We start from the raw sequence: 14,719 nt of genomic DNA, 5'->3' as shown, positions 1-14,719 counted from the left end.
GGCCGATAAACCGGGTCGGCGAACTGCTCCCCTGGCGCGTAGCACTGCCGACTGAATAACACATCCCCGTCAATACGGTTCTTGCTGCACGCTTACGTTCATCGCGCGTTGGCGGAGTTTCCAGATAATGGATAATGGTCGGTTCTGTGCCGCTGTTGCGGATCATCTCCAGCGTATTACGCGACGTGCCGCAGGCCGGGTTGTGATAAATGGTAATGTTGCTCATATCAGTATCTCATTACAAAGTGAAAGAGAGACGTAGCGCCAGCGCAGCCAGCGTCACAAACAGCACAGGCAGGGTCATGATAATCCCTGTACGGAAGTAATATCCCCAGCTGATAGTCATATTCTTCTGCGAAAGTACGTGCAGCCAGAGTAGTGTAGCCAGGCTACCAATTGGGGTAATTTTCGGTCCCAAATCGCAGCCAATCACATTGGCATAAACCATCGCTTCTTTGATAACGCCAGATGCCGTGCTGCCATCAATGGACAACGCGCCAACCAGTACCGTCGGCATATTGTTCATAATAGAAGAGAGGAAGGCGGTGAGGAATCCGGTGCCGAGCGTCGCGGCCCACAGGCCGTTATCCGCCAGCACGTTGAGTACGCCAGAAAGATATTCCGTTAATCCGGCATTGCGCAGGCCATAAACCACCAGATACATGCCGAGCGAGAAGATGACAATTTGCCAGGGGGCACCGCGCAGGACTTTACCCGTATTAATCGCATGACCGCGTTTAGCGACGACAAATAATATCAGCGCGCCCACAGCTGCAATGGCGCTCACCGGAATGCCGAGCGGTTCCAGGACGAAAAATCCCACCAGCAGAAGCAGTAAAACAACCCAGCCAGTTTTGAACGTAGCAGGATCTTTGATCGCTTCTGCGGGAGATTTCAGCAGCGCCATATCGTAGTTCTGCGGAATATCTTTGCGAAAATAGAGATGTAGCATCACCAGCGTGGCAACAATCGCGGCGATATCCACCGGCACCATCACCGAGGCGTATTCGCGAAAGCCGAGGCCAAAGAAATCAGCGGAAACGATATTCACCAGGTTGGAGACAATAAGCGGCAGGCTGGCGGTATCGGCAATGAATCCGGCCGCCATCACGAACGCCAGCGTCGTGCCTTTACTGAATCCTAAAGCCAGCAGCATGGCGATGACAATCGGCGTCAAAATAAGCGCTGCGCCATCATTGGCAAACAGGGCGGCAACGGCAGCACCGAGCAGGACAATCCAGGTAAACAGCAAGCGACCACGACCATTACCCCAGCGTGAGACGTGCAGCGCCGCCCATTCAAAAAAGCCGGACTCATCCAGCAGCAGGCTGATGATAATGACGGCGATAAACGCAGCCGTCGCGTTCCAGACGATATTCCACACCACCGGAATATCACCCGGATGGACCACGCCCGTAACTAACGCCAGTACTGCGCCGAGCGTTGCACTCCAGCCGATGCCTAAACCTTTCGGCTGCCAGATAACCAATACAATGGTCAGGACAAAGATAGCGCCTGCCAGTAACATAATGCCTCCTGGATAAAACACATGCGAAAATACATATGTGTTTAGCTAAATTTTTTAACTGCAAATGTTCTTACTGTCTGCGGAACAGTTTTGTCGAGCCAGGTTGCGGACAATTGCCTGAATCTTTTCCTGTTCACATCGCCAGGCTTCATCAATTATTTTCGCCGCCCATGCTGGAATATGCGGCGATAAGCGGTAATGAACCCATTTACCTTGCTTGCGGTCCAGCAATAGCCCGCTTTCACGCAGCAATGCCAGGTGGCGGGAGATCTTGGGCTGCGACTGGTCGAGAGCAGTGCAGAGATCGCAGACGCATAACTCTCCCAGTTCGCTGAGCAGTAAAACGATGCCCAGACGGGTTTCATCATCAAGAATTTTGAACAATTGGATGGGTAACAGAAATGACATATTGCGCTCCTGATTGTTGCAGGTAGTGTCTCTCTTCGAAGCGGATAAGTCGAAACATATATGATTTAACGAATATGTAAGTGCAGAGGAAGGTAATAGGTGTGAATTTTGAGTTGGCTATTCATTTGAAAGGAGGTCTGAATCAGGACGTAAAAAAACCGACTTTGCGTCGGTTTTTTACTTTCCAGCCCTGAGTTGGTGGCTCTGGCTGGAGTGAGAGAGTTCTTATCTAACAGCTCAATACTATTAGCCAGTGGCTAACATTGCAAGAATTAGCGATTTCTTCAGCTGGCGGAGGGAGCACTTCGGTATATATCGCAGTGACGATTTATATACTTTCACTGGGTCATCGTCATATTAAGCCTTGTCCGAATCCGGATGTAAAAAAACCGACTTTGCGTCGGTTTTTTACTTTCCAGCCCTGAGTTGGTGGCTCTGACTGGAGTGAGATAGCCACCATCTAACGCATCAATGCTAATACCATACTGAAACTATTGCAAGGACGTGCTGGTTTTATAACCTGCATGTACTGTATGATTATCCAGTTAGCTCTGAGGCATTTTCACTCTGGCAATGCGCATAAACGCTTTCAAAGTCCTGGTCAGAAGTACGGGTGGTGCCGTTAACTGATGCTCTGGCCGGAGTGAGAGAGTTCTTATCTAACAATGAGACATGCGCCGTGACAGGCAGTGGATGAGTAAGCGGATGCATTCTCACTCCATCGCATGGAGAAAACGGGTGATTGATAAAGCAATCATCGTTCTAGGGGCGTTAATTGCGCTGCTGGAACTGATCCGCTTTCTGCTTCAGCTTCTGAACTGATAGCGGAAACGTAATTAAGGGCTAAGAGCACACTACTCTTAGCCCTTTAACATTTAACGCATTGTCACGAACTCTTCTGCCGCCGTTGGGTGAATGGCGACGGTATTGTCGAAGTCTTTTTTGGTTGCCCCCATCTTCAGCGCCACCGCGAAGCCCTGCAACATTTCGTCCATACCAAAGCCAATGCCGTGAATACCGACAATCTTCTCTTCCGATCCAACGCACACCAGCTTCATGCGGCACGGCTGGCGGTGAGTGGTGACGGCGGTATACATCGCGGTGAAAGAGGATTTATACACTTTCACCTGATCGTCGCCATACTGCTCGCGCGCCTGCGGTTCCGTTAAACCAACAGTACCAATCGGCGGATGGCTGAAGACCACGGTCGGAATGTTGCTGTAATCCAGATGCTCATCCGGCTTGTTATTAAACAGGCGTTCAGAGAGACGGCGACCCGCTGCAACTGCCACCGGTGTCAGCTCCACTGCACCCGTGTTATCGCCCACCGCGTAAATACCTTCAATGTTGGTGTTTTGATATTTATCGACGACGATATAGCCTTTTTCGTTGGTTTTAACGCCAGCGGCTTCGAGGTTGATGTTGTCATTGGCAGGCTCGCGACCAATCGCCCAAATCAGGCAATCCACCGTTTCACTGCGACCATCTTCCAGCTCCAGCGTCAGGCTACCATCGGCATTTTTCACTACCGCTTTCGGGATGGCGTTGGTGTGCAGCTGCGGGCCTTCGGCGTTCATCACTTCGACCAGCGTTTCGGAAATCATCGGGTCGAAGCTGCGCAGCGGCGCATGTTTACGCACAAACAGATGCGTTTTCGCGCCGAGGCCGTTAATCACGCCCGCCAGCTCAACGGCGATGTAACCCGCGCCAACAACCGCCACGCGCTCTGGCAAAGCAGGAAGGGCGAAGAAGCCATCAGAATCAATACCGTATTCCACGCCCGGAATATCCGGGTGGCTCGGACGACCGCCTGTGGCGATCAGAATATGATCGGCCGTGATGGTTTCGCCGTTTACCTCCAGCATTTTGGCATCAACGAAGCGGGCAAAGCCTTTGATTACATCAACGTTATTTTTACCGAGCACGTTTTCATAGGAAGTATGAATACGGTCGATATAGGCGGTACGGCTGGCGATCAACGTTTCCCAGTTGAACTTGTTGATGGTGGTATCGAAACCATAATCAGGGCCGTACATATGGATCGCTTCACGGATTTGCGCCGCGTGCCACATCACTTTTTTCGGCACGCAGCCGACGTTCACGCAGGTGCCGCCCAGCTCTTTGGCTTCAATCAGTGCGCATTTCTGGCCGTACATAGCCGCGCGGTTGATGGAGGCTATACCGCCGCTGCCGCCGCCGATGGCGATGTAATCATAATGTTTAGTCATGACAGAGTGTCCTTATCGTTGATTACCGCGATTGTAGCGCGAGACGTAATAGGTGCCAGCAATGGCTGCAATTACTCCGGCACGATCCAGCTTACGGTGGCGTGCCCGGTGCCTGCCGGAACCAGTTTGCTGTGCAGCCACGGCAGCACGTTATTCATCTGCTGTTCCAGTTTCCACGGCGGGTTAATCACAATCATGCCGGAAGCGGTCATGCCACGGCGATCGCTGTCTGGCAGTACCGCCAGTTCAATTTGCAGAATTTTGCGAATACCGGTCGCTTCCAGATCGTGGAGCATGCGCTTAATTTGCTGACGCAGCACCACCGGATACCACAGTGCGTAAGTACCAGTGGCGAAACGTTTGTAACCTTCTGCTATCCCGCTGACCACCGCCTGATAGTCGGTTTTCATTTCATACGGCGGGTCGATAAGGATTAAACCACGGCGGGAAACCGGCGGCAGTTTGGCCTTAAGCTGCTGGAAACCATCGGCTTTTTCGACGCGCGCACGGCTGTCTTTCTGAAATTCAGAACGCAGCAACGGGTAATCGCTCGGGTGCAGTTCGGTCAGTTGCAGGCTGTCTTGTTCGCGCAGTAGCTGGCGAGCAATCAATGGCGAACCGGGGTAGTAACGCAACTGACCGCTACGGTTGAAGTGTTTTACCACATTGATGTACGCCTCCAGTTCTGCGGGCAAATCGTCCTGCTGCCAGATACGGGCGATGCCTTCGAGATATTCGCCGGTACGCTCGGCATGTTCGCTGCCTAACTGATAACGCCCGGCCCCTGCGTGGGTGTCGAGATAGAGAAACGGTTTATCTTTCTCTTTCAGCGACTCGATGATCAGGCTCTGAACGGTATGTTTAAGGACGTCGGCGTGGTTGCCAGTGTGAAAGCTGTGGCGATAACTGAGCATGGGTAAAGGTGTTCCGGTAAGTAAAAATCGGCCCGTATTCGGGGCGCACAAAAGCGTATCAGGACAGTATACCGAAAAGAGGCCGCCGCCGCGAAAGCGTAACGTTTCTCATTGAAATTCACTACACTTAACCCCATGCTACACACATTATGTAAAGCGCCTGTTGAGCGCTTCCTTAACCTCTTTAACCAGGACTGCGCGAATGATGAATCCGTTACTGACTCCCTTTGAATTGCCTCCGTTTTCTAAAATTCTCCCGGAACATGTCGTTCCAGCCGTGACTCAGGCGCTGAACGATTGCCGCGAAAATGTGGAGCGCGTAGTAGCGCAAGGGGCACCGTACACCTGGGAAAATCTCTGCCAGCCGTTGGCGGAAGTGGACGATGTGTTGGGGCGTATCTTCTCCCCGGTCAGCCACCTGAACTCGGTGAAAAATAGCCCGGAACTGCGTGAAGCCTACGAGCAAACCCTGCCGCTGCTGTCGGAATACAGCACCTGGGTAGGGCAACATGAAGGGCTGTATAAAGCGTACCGCGACCTGCGCGATGGCGATCATTACGCCACGCTGAACACGGCGCAGAAGAAAGCGGTTGATAACGCCCTGCGTGATTTTGAACTCTCTGGCATAGGTCTGCCGAAAGAGAAACAGCAGCGTTACGGCGAAATTGCGACCCGTCTTTCTGAACTGGGCAACCAGTACAGCAACAACGTCCTCGATGCGACAATGGGCTGGACCAAACTCGTTACCGACGAAGCGGAGCTGGCGGGGATGCCTGAAAGCGCGCTGGCTGCGGCAAAAGCCCAGGCCGAAGCGAAAGAGCTGGAAGGCTACCTGCTGACGCTGGATATCCCAAGCTACCTGCCGGTAATGACCTACTGCGACAACCAGGCCTTGCGTGAAGAGATGTATCGCGCTTACAGCACCCGCGCCTCCGATCAAGGCCCGAACGCCGGTAAATGGGATAACAGCAAGGTGATGGAAGAGATCCTCGCTCTGCGTCACGAACTGGCGCAACTGCTGGGCTTTGAAAACTACGCCTTTAAATCCCTTGCCACTAAAATGGCAGAAAACCCGCAGCAGGTGCTGGATTTCTTAACCGATCTGGCAAAACGCGCGCGTCCGCAAGGCGAAAAAGAGCTGGCACAACTGCGCGCCTTCGCCAAAGCGGAATTTGGCGTCGATGAGTTGCAGCCGTGGGATATCGCGTACTACAGCGAAAAACAAAAACAGCACCTCTACAGCATCAGTGACGAACAGCTGCGTCCGTACTTCCCGGAAAACAAAGCGGTTAACGGCCTGTTTGAAGTGGTGAAACGTATTTACGGCATCACCGCTAAAGAGCGTAAAGATGTTGATGTCTGGCATCCGGATGTACGTTTCTTCGAACTGTATGACGAGAACAACGAACTGCGCGGCAGCTTCTACCTCGATCTGTATGCCCGTGAAAACAAGCGCGGCGGGGCGTGGATGGATGACTGCGTAGGCCAGATGCGTAAAGCTGACGGTTCTCTGCAAAAACCGGTCGCGTATTTGACTTGTAACTTCAACCGCCCGGTAAATGGTAAACCGGCACTGTTCACTCACGACGAAGTGATCACCCTGTTCCACGAGTTCGGTCACGGCCTGCACCATATGCTGACCCGCATCGAAACCGCTGGTGTTTCCGGTATCAGCGGTGTGCCGTGGGATGCGGTCGAACTGCCGAGTCAGTTTATGGAAAACTGGTGCTGGGAGCCGGAGGCGCTGGCGTTTATCTCTGGTCACTATGAAACCGGCGAACCGCTGCCGAAAGAGTTGCTGGATAAAATGCTGGCGGCGAAGAACTACCAGGCGGCGCTGTTTATTCTGCGCCAGCTGGAGTTCGGCCTGTTCGATTTCCGCCTCCATGCCGAGTTCCGCCCGGATCAGGGTGCGAAAATCCTCGAAACTCTGGCAGAAATCAAGAAACTGGTTGCCGTAGTACCGTCTCCATCCTGGGGCCGTTTCCCGCACGCTTTCAGCCATATTTTCGCCGGTGGTTATGCCGCAGGTTACTACAGCTACCTGTGGGCTGACGTACTGGCGGCAGATGCCTTCTCGCGCTTTGAGGAAGAGGGCATTTTCAACCGTGAAACCGGGCAGTCGTTCCTCGACAACATTCTGAGCCGTGGCGGTTCAGAAGAGCCGATGGATCTGTTCAAACGCTTCCGTGGTCGTGAACCGCAGCTGGATGCGATGCTGGAGCATTACGGCATTAAGGGCTGATCATTCAGTGAAAATCTGCTTAATTGATGAAACAGGCGCCGGAGACGGCGCCTTATCTGTTCTGGCGGCCCGCTGGGGGCTGGAGCACGATGAAGACAACCTGATGGCGCTGGTGTTAACGCCGGAACATCTGGAATTGCGCAAGCGTGATGAGCCAAAACTTGGCGGCATCTTTGTTGATTTTGTTGGCGGAGCGATGGCGCACCGACGCAAATTCGGCGGTGGTCGCGGTGAGGCGGTGGCGAAAGCGGTGGGCATTAAAGGCGATTATTTGCCGGATGTGGTGGACGCCACCGCAGGGCTGGGGCGCGATGCCTTTGTACTGGCTTCAGTCGGCTGCCGCGTGCGGATGCTGGAGCGTAATCCAGTGGTTGCCGCGCTACTCGACGACGGCCTGGCGCGTGGTTATGCGGATGCGGAAATCGGCGGCTGGTTGCAGGAGCGGTTGCAGTTAATTCACGCCTCCAGCCTGACGACGCTAACCGATATTACCCCACGCCCGCAGGTGGTCTATCTCGATCCGATGTTCCCGCATAAGCAGAAAAGCGCGCTAGTGAAAAAAGAGATGCGTGTCTTTCAGTCGCTGGTGGGACCGGATCTTGATGCCGATGGATTACTGGAGCCTGCACGCTTGCTGGCGACCAAACGCGTGGTGGTAAAGCGCCCGGACTACGCGCCACCGCTAGCGAATGTTACCACGCCAAACGCGGTTGTGACTAAAGGGCATCGCTTTGATATCTATGCAGGTACGCCCGTGTAAAAGTAAAGCAGGGTAGCGATAACGCTACCCTGCTTTCTGCAAGAATAATTAATGGCTTTCCGGCGTCGCAATCATGCGTTTCAGCCACGGCACCATCAACAGCATCACTACTGCAACGCCCAGCGTGACCAGACCAATCTTACCAAACACGTTGGTATAGACGGGCAACGTCTCAAGCGGATCGGTAATGTTGTCCGGCACCGCGGTAAATGTTGCCACATAGCCGCCCAGCAAGAACGCGGCAGCCTGCGTCAGGAACCACATCCCGAGAATAAAGCCCATCAAATGCTGCGGCACCAGGGCAGCAATCATCGCCAGGCCAAGGGCGCTAATAAACAGTTCACCTAAGCTCTGGAATAAGTACACCAGCACGATAAACCATGGCGATGTCAGCCCTTGTGCATCCGCAAACCACATTCCCGCAGCTGCCGCCGTCAAAAAGCCCAGTGAGCACATAAACATGCCGAGAGTAAATTTCATCGGCATCGAGAGGTCTTTGCCTTTGTTACCCAGATGCGTGTAAATGCCTGCCAGTATTGGGCTGGCGAGTACCACCCAGAACGGGTTAAGCGCCTGGAAGCTGACCGGGTTGATGGAAAAACCGAGAATTTCATGATGCACGTTGTTGATGGCAAAGAAGTTCAGCGATGTTGGCATCTGGGCGTAGAGAATGTAAAACACCACCGCTTCGAGCATCAGGACAAAGGCGACAAACATTTTATTGCGCCCGGTTTTATCCAGCTTGAATGCCTGACGAAAGAAGATGATGGTGACGACGATGGAGAGAACAATCAGCACCAGATTGGCGACTTCTACGTTGTGCATCAGCCATGCACATACGAAGATCATCACCACGCTGCCAAGTAATACGTACAACAGTTTGCTGAAGCTCATCGGCTTGAAGTCGGGTTCAGAACCAATGTCTTTCACCATTCCACGACAGGCGATGTAAACCAGTAATGCGATAATTAACCCCGCCCCGCACAGGTTGTAGGTGACTGAATAACCGAATCTATCAGCGATCACAGGGGCCAGCGATAACGCTATCAACGAGCCGATATTGATCGACATATAGAACAGGGTGAATGCGCCATCAAGCCGCGGATCTTTCGGCGGATAGCACTTCGAAAGCAAGCTGGCTGGGTTAGCTTTAAACAGGCCGTTACCGACAGCGATAGTCCCCAGGGCGATGAAAATCAGGTCAGGCTTAAGTAGCGACATGCCGGTCATGAAGTAGCCAATCGCCAGCACAAGTGCTCCGAGAACAATGGTGCGTTTGGTCCCCAGCAGGTGGTCGCCGACATAGCCGCCAATGGAAATGAGGCCATAGACCAGCGCAGCAAAAGCACCAAAAGTGACAAAAGCCTGCTCTTGCGAGAATCCAAGCTGTTTAACGAAGAAAACCGCCAGTACGCCCTGCACGCCGTAGTAGCCGAATCGCTCCCATAACTCGACAAAAAAGATCATGAAAAATGGGCGAGGTTGCTGCAGCATCCCCATGGGTGTTGTTGTATTCATATTTATTAACCTTCCAATACCATCCTGAAAAGTATGAACGCGTAAGGGATAACGCGCGAAAAAGTTTACATCTGTCAGAGATTCTTAATATTGATGCGGTGAATAGATTAATACACTATTACAACAGAAAATAACCAGCTAATCACACTAATGATGGAAAATATGATGGTGTTAAATGTTGTATTGGCAGGAGATTTTGATTGCGTACGCAGATCGTAGGCCAGATAAGGGGTTTACGCTGCATCAGGTAACAAGGCGCGCCAAAAAGCAAAACGCCCGCATATGCGGGCGTTCAGGAACACGTCGTGGAGGGAAGATTATTCTTCTTCGTCGCGCAGTGGAACAATCAGCATATCAACGTGAACGGTGTTGATCAGCTGACGTGCGGAAGACATCAGTTTGCTCCAGAAGTCCTGGTGGTGACCACAAACCACCAGATCCATATCGTATTTCTTGATTGCATCGACCAGAACCTGGCCCAGGTCGCCGCTGCCGCTCAGGGTTTCAGTGATTGGGTAGCCTGCATTAGTGGAAAGCTCGGTCAGCGCATGATGTGTCTCTTCAGAGATGCGTTTCTGCATATCACCCAGATTCACATCAATAAGCCCGGTGTATAGGTCAGAGTAGTTTACATCTACGTGGATCAGAGAAACTTTCGCATTGTAGGGGCGAGCCATAGAGACTGCTTTCTCTACCAGAACTTTGCTTTCCGGGGAGAGATCGACCGCGATGAGAATGTGTTTATAAGCCATAGTGTTACTCCTTCCATAAAGTTGTCGATGACTGGCCAGCTAGCGTTTCTTGTGCCGTTACGTCACCCGCGTCCTGCGAACTACGTGCGCGGGGCTAACCCAGCCGTAAAGATTCAGTGTTAAGACCATCCTTACCTTATAGCGACCCGGATGATCCGTCAATCCGCCTTGCTTACCCGTTAGATAAACAAATTTTCGACATGAATATATTGATAGTGGTTAACCTTCTGGAAAAAAAACAACCTGATCTCCTACACTATCTATAGAGCCGCTCGGATGTTGGTCACCACAAAAGCGGTTTCTCCAGGACCTGGTGTTAACTGATTGGCAGCGTATCGGGAGCGGTAGCCCCGGGGTGGAACTCCGCGGGCAGGTCGCCGGGGAGGAGGTATGATAAGCACCGTCGCATTATTTTGGGCTTTATGTGTCGTTTGCATTGTTAACATGGCGCGCTATTTCTCATCACTACGCGCGTTGTTAGTGGTACTGCGTAACTGCGATCCATTGCTCTATCAATATGTTGATGGAGGGGGCTTTTTTACCTCACATGGCCAACCCAACAAACAGGTGCGTCTCGTTTGGTATATCTATGCCCAACGTTATCGCGATCATCACGATGATGAGTTTATTCGCCGCTGTGAGCGGGTGCGTCGGCAGTTTATTCTGACTAGCGCATTGTGTGGTCTGGTGGTGGTCAGCCTGATTGCATTGATGATTTGGCATTAAGCACTTCAGCAATAATAACGCATAAAAAAAGCGGGCCAGTAAACTGACCCGCTCGAGACTGATTACAAACGCAAAATTGCCTGATGCGCTACGCTTATCAGGCCTGCATAATCTCTGCAATCTATTGAATTTGCATGTTTTTGTAGGCCGGATAAGGCGTTCACGCCGCATCCGGCATGAACAAAGCGCACTATGTCACAATCTGAAGCGGGCCAGCTGACCCGCTCGTTTTGGTGCGTACGATTACAGGAACTGCAAGGAGAGCCAGTACAGCCCGCCGGAAAGCAGTACCGCAGCCGGAAGGGTAAACACCCAGGCCATCAGAATGCTGGTCACGGTTTTACGCTGTAAGCCGCCACCATCTACCACCATCGTCCCCGCGACAGAAGAGGAGAGTACGTGAGTAGTGGAAACCGGCATCCCGGTATAACTCGCCAGGCCGATAGACACTGCCGCCGTCATCTGGGCAGACATCCCCTGAGCGTAGGTCATGCCTTTCTTACCGATTTTCTCACCGATAGTCGTTGCCACACGACGCCAGCCAATCATCGTACCGATACCTAACGCCAGCGCGACCGCCATGATGATCCACACCGGTGCATACTCGATGGTGCTAAGCATGTCGGACTTCAGTTTCTTCAACAGGCGCTGATCGTCAGCACTCACGCCAGGTATCTTCACTACTTTGTCGATAGTGTCAGAAACGCACAGCATAATGCGGCGCATCTGGCTACGTTGATCAAGCGACAGCTTGTCGTAGCTTTCCACATCGGTAGTTAACATACCTTTCAGGCGGTTGAGCGCGTTAATGGTATTCGACGGATGGCAATGGAACTCCGCGGGTTGCGTTGCGCCAGCTTCCGGAGCCGGTACTAACTGATCAGCACCGGTAGCCTGTTTCAGCAGCGCAGGATGCTGCTCAAAGTAAGCTTCGACGTTGTTGATGGCATCACGGGTACGGGTGATTTCGTAGCCAGTGGCATTCATATTCACCACGAAGCCTGCTGGTGCGACACCAATCAATACCAACATAACCAGACCAATGCCTTTCTGACCATCGTTCGCGCCGTGCGAAAACGCCACGCCGATAGCGGAAAGGATCAGCGCAATACGCGTCCAGAACGGCGGCTTTTTCTTGCCGTCTTTCTTTTCACGCTCCGCTGGGGTCAGGTGGATACGGGCGCGTTTCTTGGTGCCGCTCCAGTAGCGACGCAGCAAGAAAATCAGACCGCCAGCAAACACCAGGCCGACAATAGGGGAAACGATCAGAGAACCGAAAATACTTAATACTTTCGGGATATTGAGTGCATCCACCACTGACGTCCCGGTCATCAACGCATTGGTTAAACCAATCCCGATGATCGCGCCAATCAGTGTATGAGAGCTGGATGCAGGTAAACCAAAGTACCAGGTACCCAGGTTCCAGATAATCGCCGCCAGCAACATAGAGAACACCATGGCAAGGCCATGAGACGATCCCATATTAAGCAGCAGATCCGTCGGCAGCATATGCACAATGGCATAGGCAACACTCAGACCACCCAGCAAAACACCCAAAAAGTTGAACACCGCCGCCATAACCACGGCGAGCTGAGAACGCATCGCGCGGGTATAGATAACGGTTGCCACGGCGTTGGCTGTGTCATGGAAACCATTGATGGCTTCGTAGAACAGCACAAAAGCCAGTGCAAGCAATAATAACAGCCCGGTATGCAAATCCAGGCCAGCAAACAAATGTAGCATAGGACGTTACGCCATTTTGAGGACATGAACGCGGCGCATTATCAGTGACTTTCGCGGCGCGGGCAAAGTGAAATATAGACTTTTTTTGATTTGCCTCCTGTATGGATTTCACTCAAAAAATAATTATCTTATATAATTCAGGCAAATACTTCCTTTTAGTAATATTGATGCTGGTGTGACCACTGAGGAATCTTTACAATTCACGCCCGTTTTTTCTAAGAGGAGCGCAACGTGGAAAGGTTTGATGCCATTATTATAGGCGCTGGTGCGGCGGGTATGTTCTGTTCTGCGCTGGCAGGTCAGGCAGGACGCCGGGTTCTGCTGATCGATAATGGTAAAAAACCAGGGCGCAAAATCCTTATGTCTGGCGGTGGGCGCTGCAACTTTACCAACCTTTATGTCGAACCAGGCGCTTATCTGAGCCAGAATCCGCATTTTTGTAAGTCTGCACTCGCGCGTTTTACCCAGTGGGATTTCATTGATCTGGTCAATAAACACGGCATCGCCTGGCACGAGAAAACGTTAGGACAACTCTTCTGCGATGACTCCGCGCAGCAGATTGTCGACATGCTGGTGGATGAGTGCGAGAAGGGCAATGTAACCTTCAGATTGCGTAGCGAAGTGCTGAGTGTGGCGAAGGATGAAACAGGCTTCACGCTTGAACTGAACGGCATGACTGTCGGTTGCGAAAAGCTGGTCATCGCGACCGGTGGGCTGTCAATGCCGGGGCTGGGCGCATCGCCGTTTGGTTATAAGATTGCCGAACAATTTGGCCTCAACGTGCTGCCGACCCGTGCGGGTCTGGTGCCATTCACTCTGCATAAACCGTTGCTCGAAGAGTTACAGGTGCTGGCGGGCGTGGCGGTGCCTTCCGTGATTACCGCTGAAAACGGCACCGTTTTCCGTGAGAACTTACTCTTCACCCACCGCGGCTTATCTGGACCGGCGGTGTTGCAGATTTCCAGCTACTGGCAACCGGGTGAATTTGTCAGTATCAATCTGCTACCGGATGTGGACCTCGAAACCTTCCTGAATGAGCAGCGTAACGCACATCCGAATCAGAGCCTGAAAAACACACTGGCGGTTCATCTACCGAAGCGGTTGGTTGAACGCTTACAGCAACTCGGGCAAATCCCGGATGTTTCGCTAAAACAGCTCAACGTGCGTGACCAACAGGCACTGATTAGCACATTGACCGACTGGCGCGTACAACCCAACGGCACTGAAGGCTATCGCACTGCCGAAGTGACGCTCGGCGGCGTGGACACCAACGAACTCTCTTCACGGACGATGGAAGCGCGCAAAGTGCCTGGGCTGTACTTCATCGGCGAAGTGATGGACGTTACCGGCTGGCTGGGGGGCTATAACTTCCAGTGGGCGTGGTCGAGTGCGTGGGCTTGTGCGCAGGATTTGATTGCAGCGAAGTCGTCCTGACCTGTTACCTAAAGATGAAAATTATTAGAGCCGCATTAAAAATGAGCTAATTTTGATAGTGGCTATCTTGTGATTATTTTCTAATGAGCCCGTGAACTGAAACCCTCCAAGCTTAATATAAGGTGGAAGGAAAGATGATTGAAAACTCACCCAGTGGCCAGATCTTTATAAAATATGAACAGGCTGAAAAAGACAGTAACTTTGTTGTTTTTTTATCCTTAACCACTATGCATTAATGCTGCGGGTAATGCTGCCAACTTACTGATTTAGTGTATGATGGTGATTTTAAGGTGCTTGCGTGGCTTCCATTTCCATCAGATGTCCTTCCTGCTCCGCTACTGAAGGCGTGGTGCGTAACGGCAAAAGCACTGCCGGACATCAGCGCTATCTCTGCTCTCATTGCCGTAAAACATGGCAACTACAGTTCACTTACACCGCCTCTCAGCCCGGTACGCACCAGAAA

General features: G+C 52.1%; 14 protein-coding genes and 1 pseudogene. 7 read left to right on the top strand and 8 right to left on the bottom strand.

Annotated elements, in window-relative coordinates; genetic code table 11:
- The 3 genes and pseudogenes from BGK49_RS31340 to arsR form a co-directional block, all read right to left on the bottom strand.
- Positions 1-226, bottom strand: a pseudogene (locus BGK49_RS31340) (hypothetical protein); the annotation flags it as partial.
- 12 nt (positions 227-238) lie between these two features.
- Positions 239-1,528, bottom strand: a complete 1,290-nt coding sequence (gene arsB / locus BGK49_RS23915; protein WP_000922639.1) for an arsenite/antimonite:H(+) antiporter ArsB — start codon at positions 1,526-1,528, stop codon at positions 239-241.
- Between the two features lie 54 nt (positions 1,529-1,582).
- Positions 1,583-1,936, bottom strand: coding sequence for an As(III)-sensing metalloregulatory transcriptional repressor ArsR (gene arsR / locus BGK49_RS23910; protein WP_000008974.1), 354 nt, complete (start codon positions 1,934-1,936; stop codon positions 1,583-1,585).
- Positions 1,937-2,674: 738 nt separating this feature from the next.
- On the opposite strand from arsR, the gene dinQ reads away from it, so the two are divergent.
- Positions 2,675-2,758, top strand: coding sequence for a damage-inducible type I toxin DinQ (gene dinQ / locus BGK49_RS23900; RefSeq protein ID WP_001295215.1), 84 nt, complete (start codon positions 2,675-2,677; stop codon positions 2,756-2,758).
- A 53-nt stretch (positions 2,759-2,811) separates the two neighbouring features.
- Here the strand turns inward: dinQ and gorA are convergent, their stop codons facing one another.
- Both gorA and rlmJ read right to left on the bottom strand, forming a co-directional pair.
- A complete protein-coding gene (gorA, locus tag BGK49_RS23895) occupies positions 2,812-4,164 on the bottom strand; it encodes a glutathione-disulfide reductase (RefSeq protein ID WP_000160789.1) in 1,353 nt (450 codons plus the stop codon).
- A gap of 71 nt (positions 4,165-4,235) precedes the next feature.
- Positions 4,236-5,078 carry a 23S rRNA (adenine(2030)-N(6))-methyltransferase gene (gene rlmJ / locus BGK49_RS23890; RefSeq protein ID WP_005027515.1) on the bottom strand — a complete coding sequence of 281 codons (843 nt, stop codon included), beginning with the start codon at positions 5,076-5,078 and terminating at the stop codon, positions 4,236-4,238.
- A gap of 202 nt (positions 5,079-5,280) precedes the next feature.
- On the opposite strand from rlmJ, the gene prlC reads away from it, so the two are divergent.
- Both prlC and rsmJ read left to right on the top strand, forming a co-directional pair.
- Positions 5,281-7,323, top strand: a complete 2,043-nt coding sequence (prlC, locus tag BGK49_RS23885; RefSeq protein ID WP_005044568.1) for an oligopeptidase A — start codon at positions 5,281-5,283, stop codon at positions 7,321-7,323.
- A 7-nt stretch (positions 7,324-7,330) separates the two neighbouring features.
- Complete coding sequence (gene rsmJ / locus BGK49_RS23880; protein ID WP_000686611.1) at positions 7,331-8,083, top strand: 16S rRNA (guanine(1516)-N(2))-methyltransferase RsmJ; 753 nt, start codon at positions 7,331-7,333, stop codon at positions 8,081-8,083.
- A gap of 48 nt (positions 8,084-8,131) precedes the next feature.
- Here rsmJ and dtpB read toward each other — a convergent pair whose 3' ends face one another.
- The gene (dtpB, locus tag BGK49_RS23875) at positions 8,132-9,601 is read right to left on the bottom strand and encodes a dipeptide/tripeptide permease DtpB (RefSeq protein WP_001098647.1); all 1,470 of its coding nucleotides are present in this window, start codon (positions 9,599-9,601) and stop codon (positions 8,132-8,134) included.
- Positions 9,602-9,766: 165 nt separating this feature from the next.
- Here dtpB and BGK49_RS31335 point away from each other — a divergent pair, with 165 nt between their 5' ends.
- Positions 9,767-9,820 carry a hypothetical protein gene (locus tag BGK49_RS31335; protein ID WP_212591402.1) on the top strand — a complete coding sequence of 18 codons (54 nt, stop codon included), beginning with the start codon at positions 9,767-9,769 and terminating at the stop codon, positions 9,818-9,820.
- A gap of 98 nt (positions 9,821-9,918) precedes the next feature.
- Here the strand turns inward: BGK49_RS31335 and uspA are convergent, their stop codons facing one another.
- Positions 9,919-10,353, bottom strand: coding sequence for a universal stress protein UspA (uspA, locus tag BGK49_RS23870; RefSeq protein WP_000323571.1), 435 nt, complete (start codon positions 10,351-10,353; stop codon positions 9,919-9,921).
- 390 nt (positions 10,354-10,743) lie between these two features.
- On the opposite strand from uspA, the gene uspB reads away from it, so the two are divergent.
- The gene (gene uspB, locus BGK49_RS23865) at positions 10,744-11,079 is read left to right on the top strand and encodes a universal stress protein UspB (protein WP_000626187.1); all 336 of its coding nucleotides are present in this window, start codon (positions 10,744-10,746) and stop codon (positions 11,077-11,079) included.
- Positions 11,080-11,322: 243 nt separating this feature from the next.
- Here uspB and pitA read toward each other — a convergent pair whose 3' ends face one another.
- Positions 11,323-12,822, bottom strand: a complete 1,500-nt coding sequence (gene pitA / locus BGK49_RS23860) for an inorganic phosphate transporter PitA (RefSeq protein ID WP_000902777.1) — start codon at positions 12,820-12,822, stop codon at positions 11,323-11,325.
- Positions 12,823-13,053: 231 nt separating this feature from the next.
- Between pitA and BGK49_RS23855 the strand changes: the two genes are divergently transcribed.
- On the top strand, positions 13,054-14,256 hold the full coding sequence (locus BGK49_RS23855) for a BaiN/RdsA family NAD(P)/FAD-dependent oxidoreductase (protein WP_000439186.1): 1,203 nt from the start codon (positions 13,054-13,056) through the stop codon (positions 14,254-14,256).
- 298 nt (positions 14,257-14,554) lie between these two features.
- Positions 14,555-14,719, top strand: a 165-nt coding sequence (locus BGK49_RS28730; RefSeq protein ID WP_047664789.1) for an IS1 family transposase, incomplete at its 3' end; no start/stop codon positions are given.

The organism is Shigella sp. FC1544 (assembly GCF_001722145.1).
Lineage (GTDB): Bacteria > Pseudomonadota > Gammaproteobacteria > Enterobacterales > Enterobacteriaceae > Escherichia > Escherichia coli.
The sequence above is the reverse complement of the archived record's forward strand: the minus strand, read 5'-3'. Positions and strand labels throughout refer to the sequence as shown.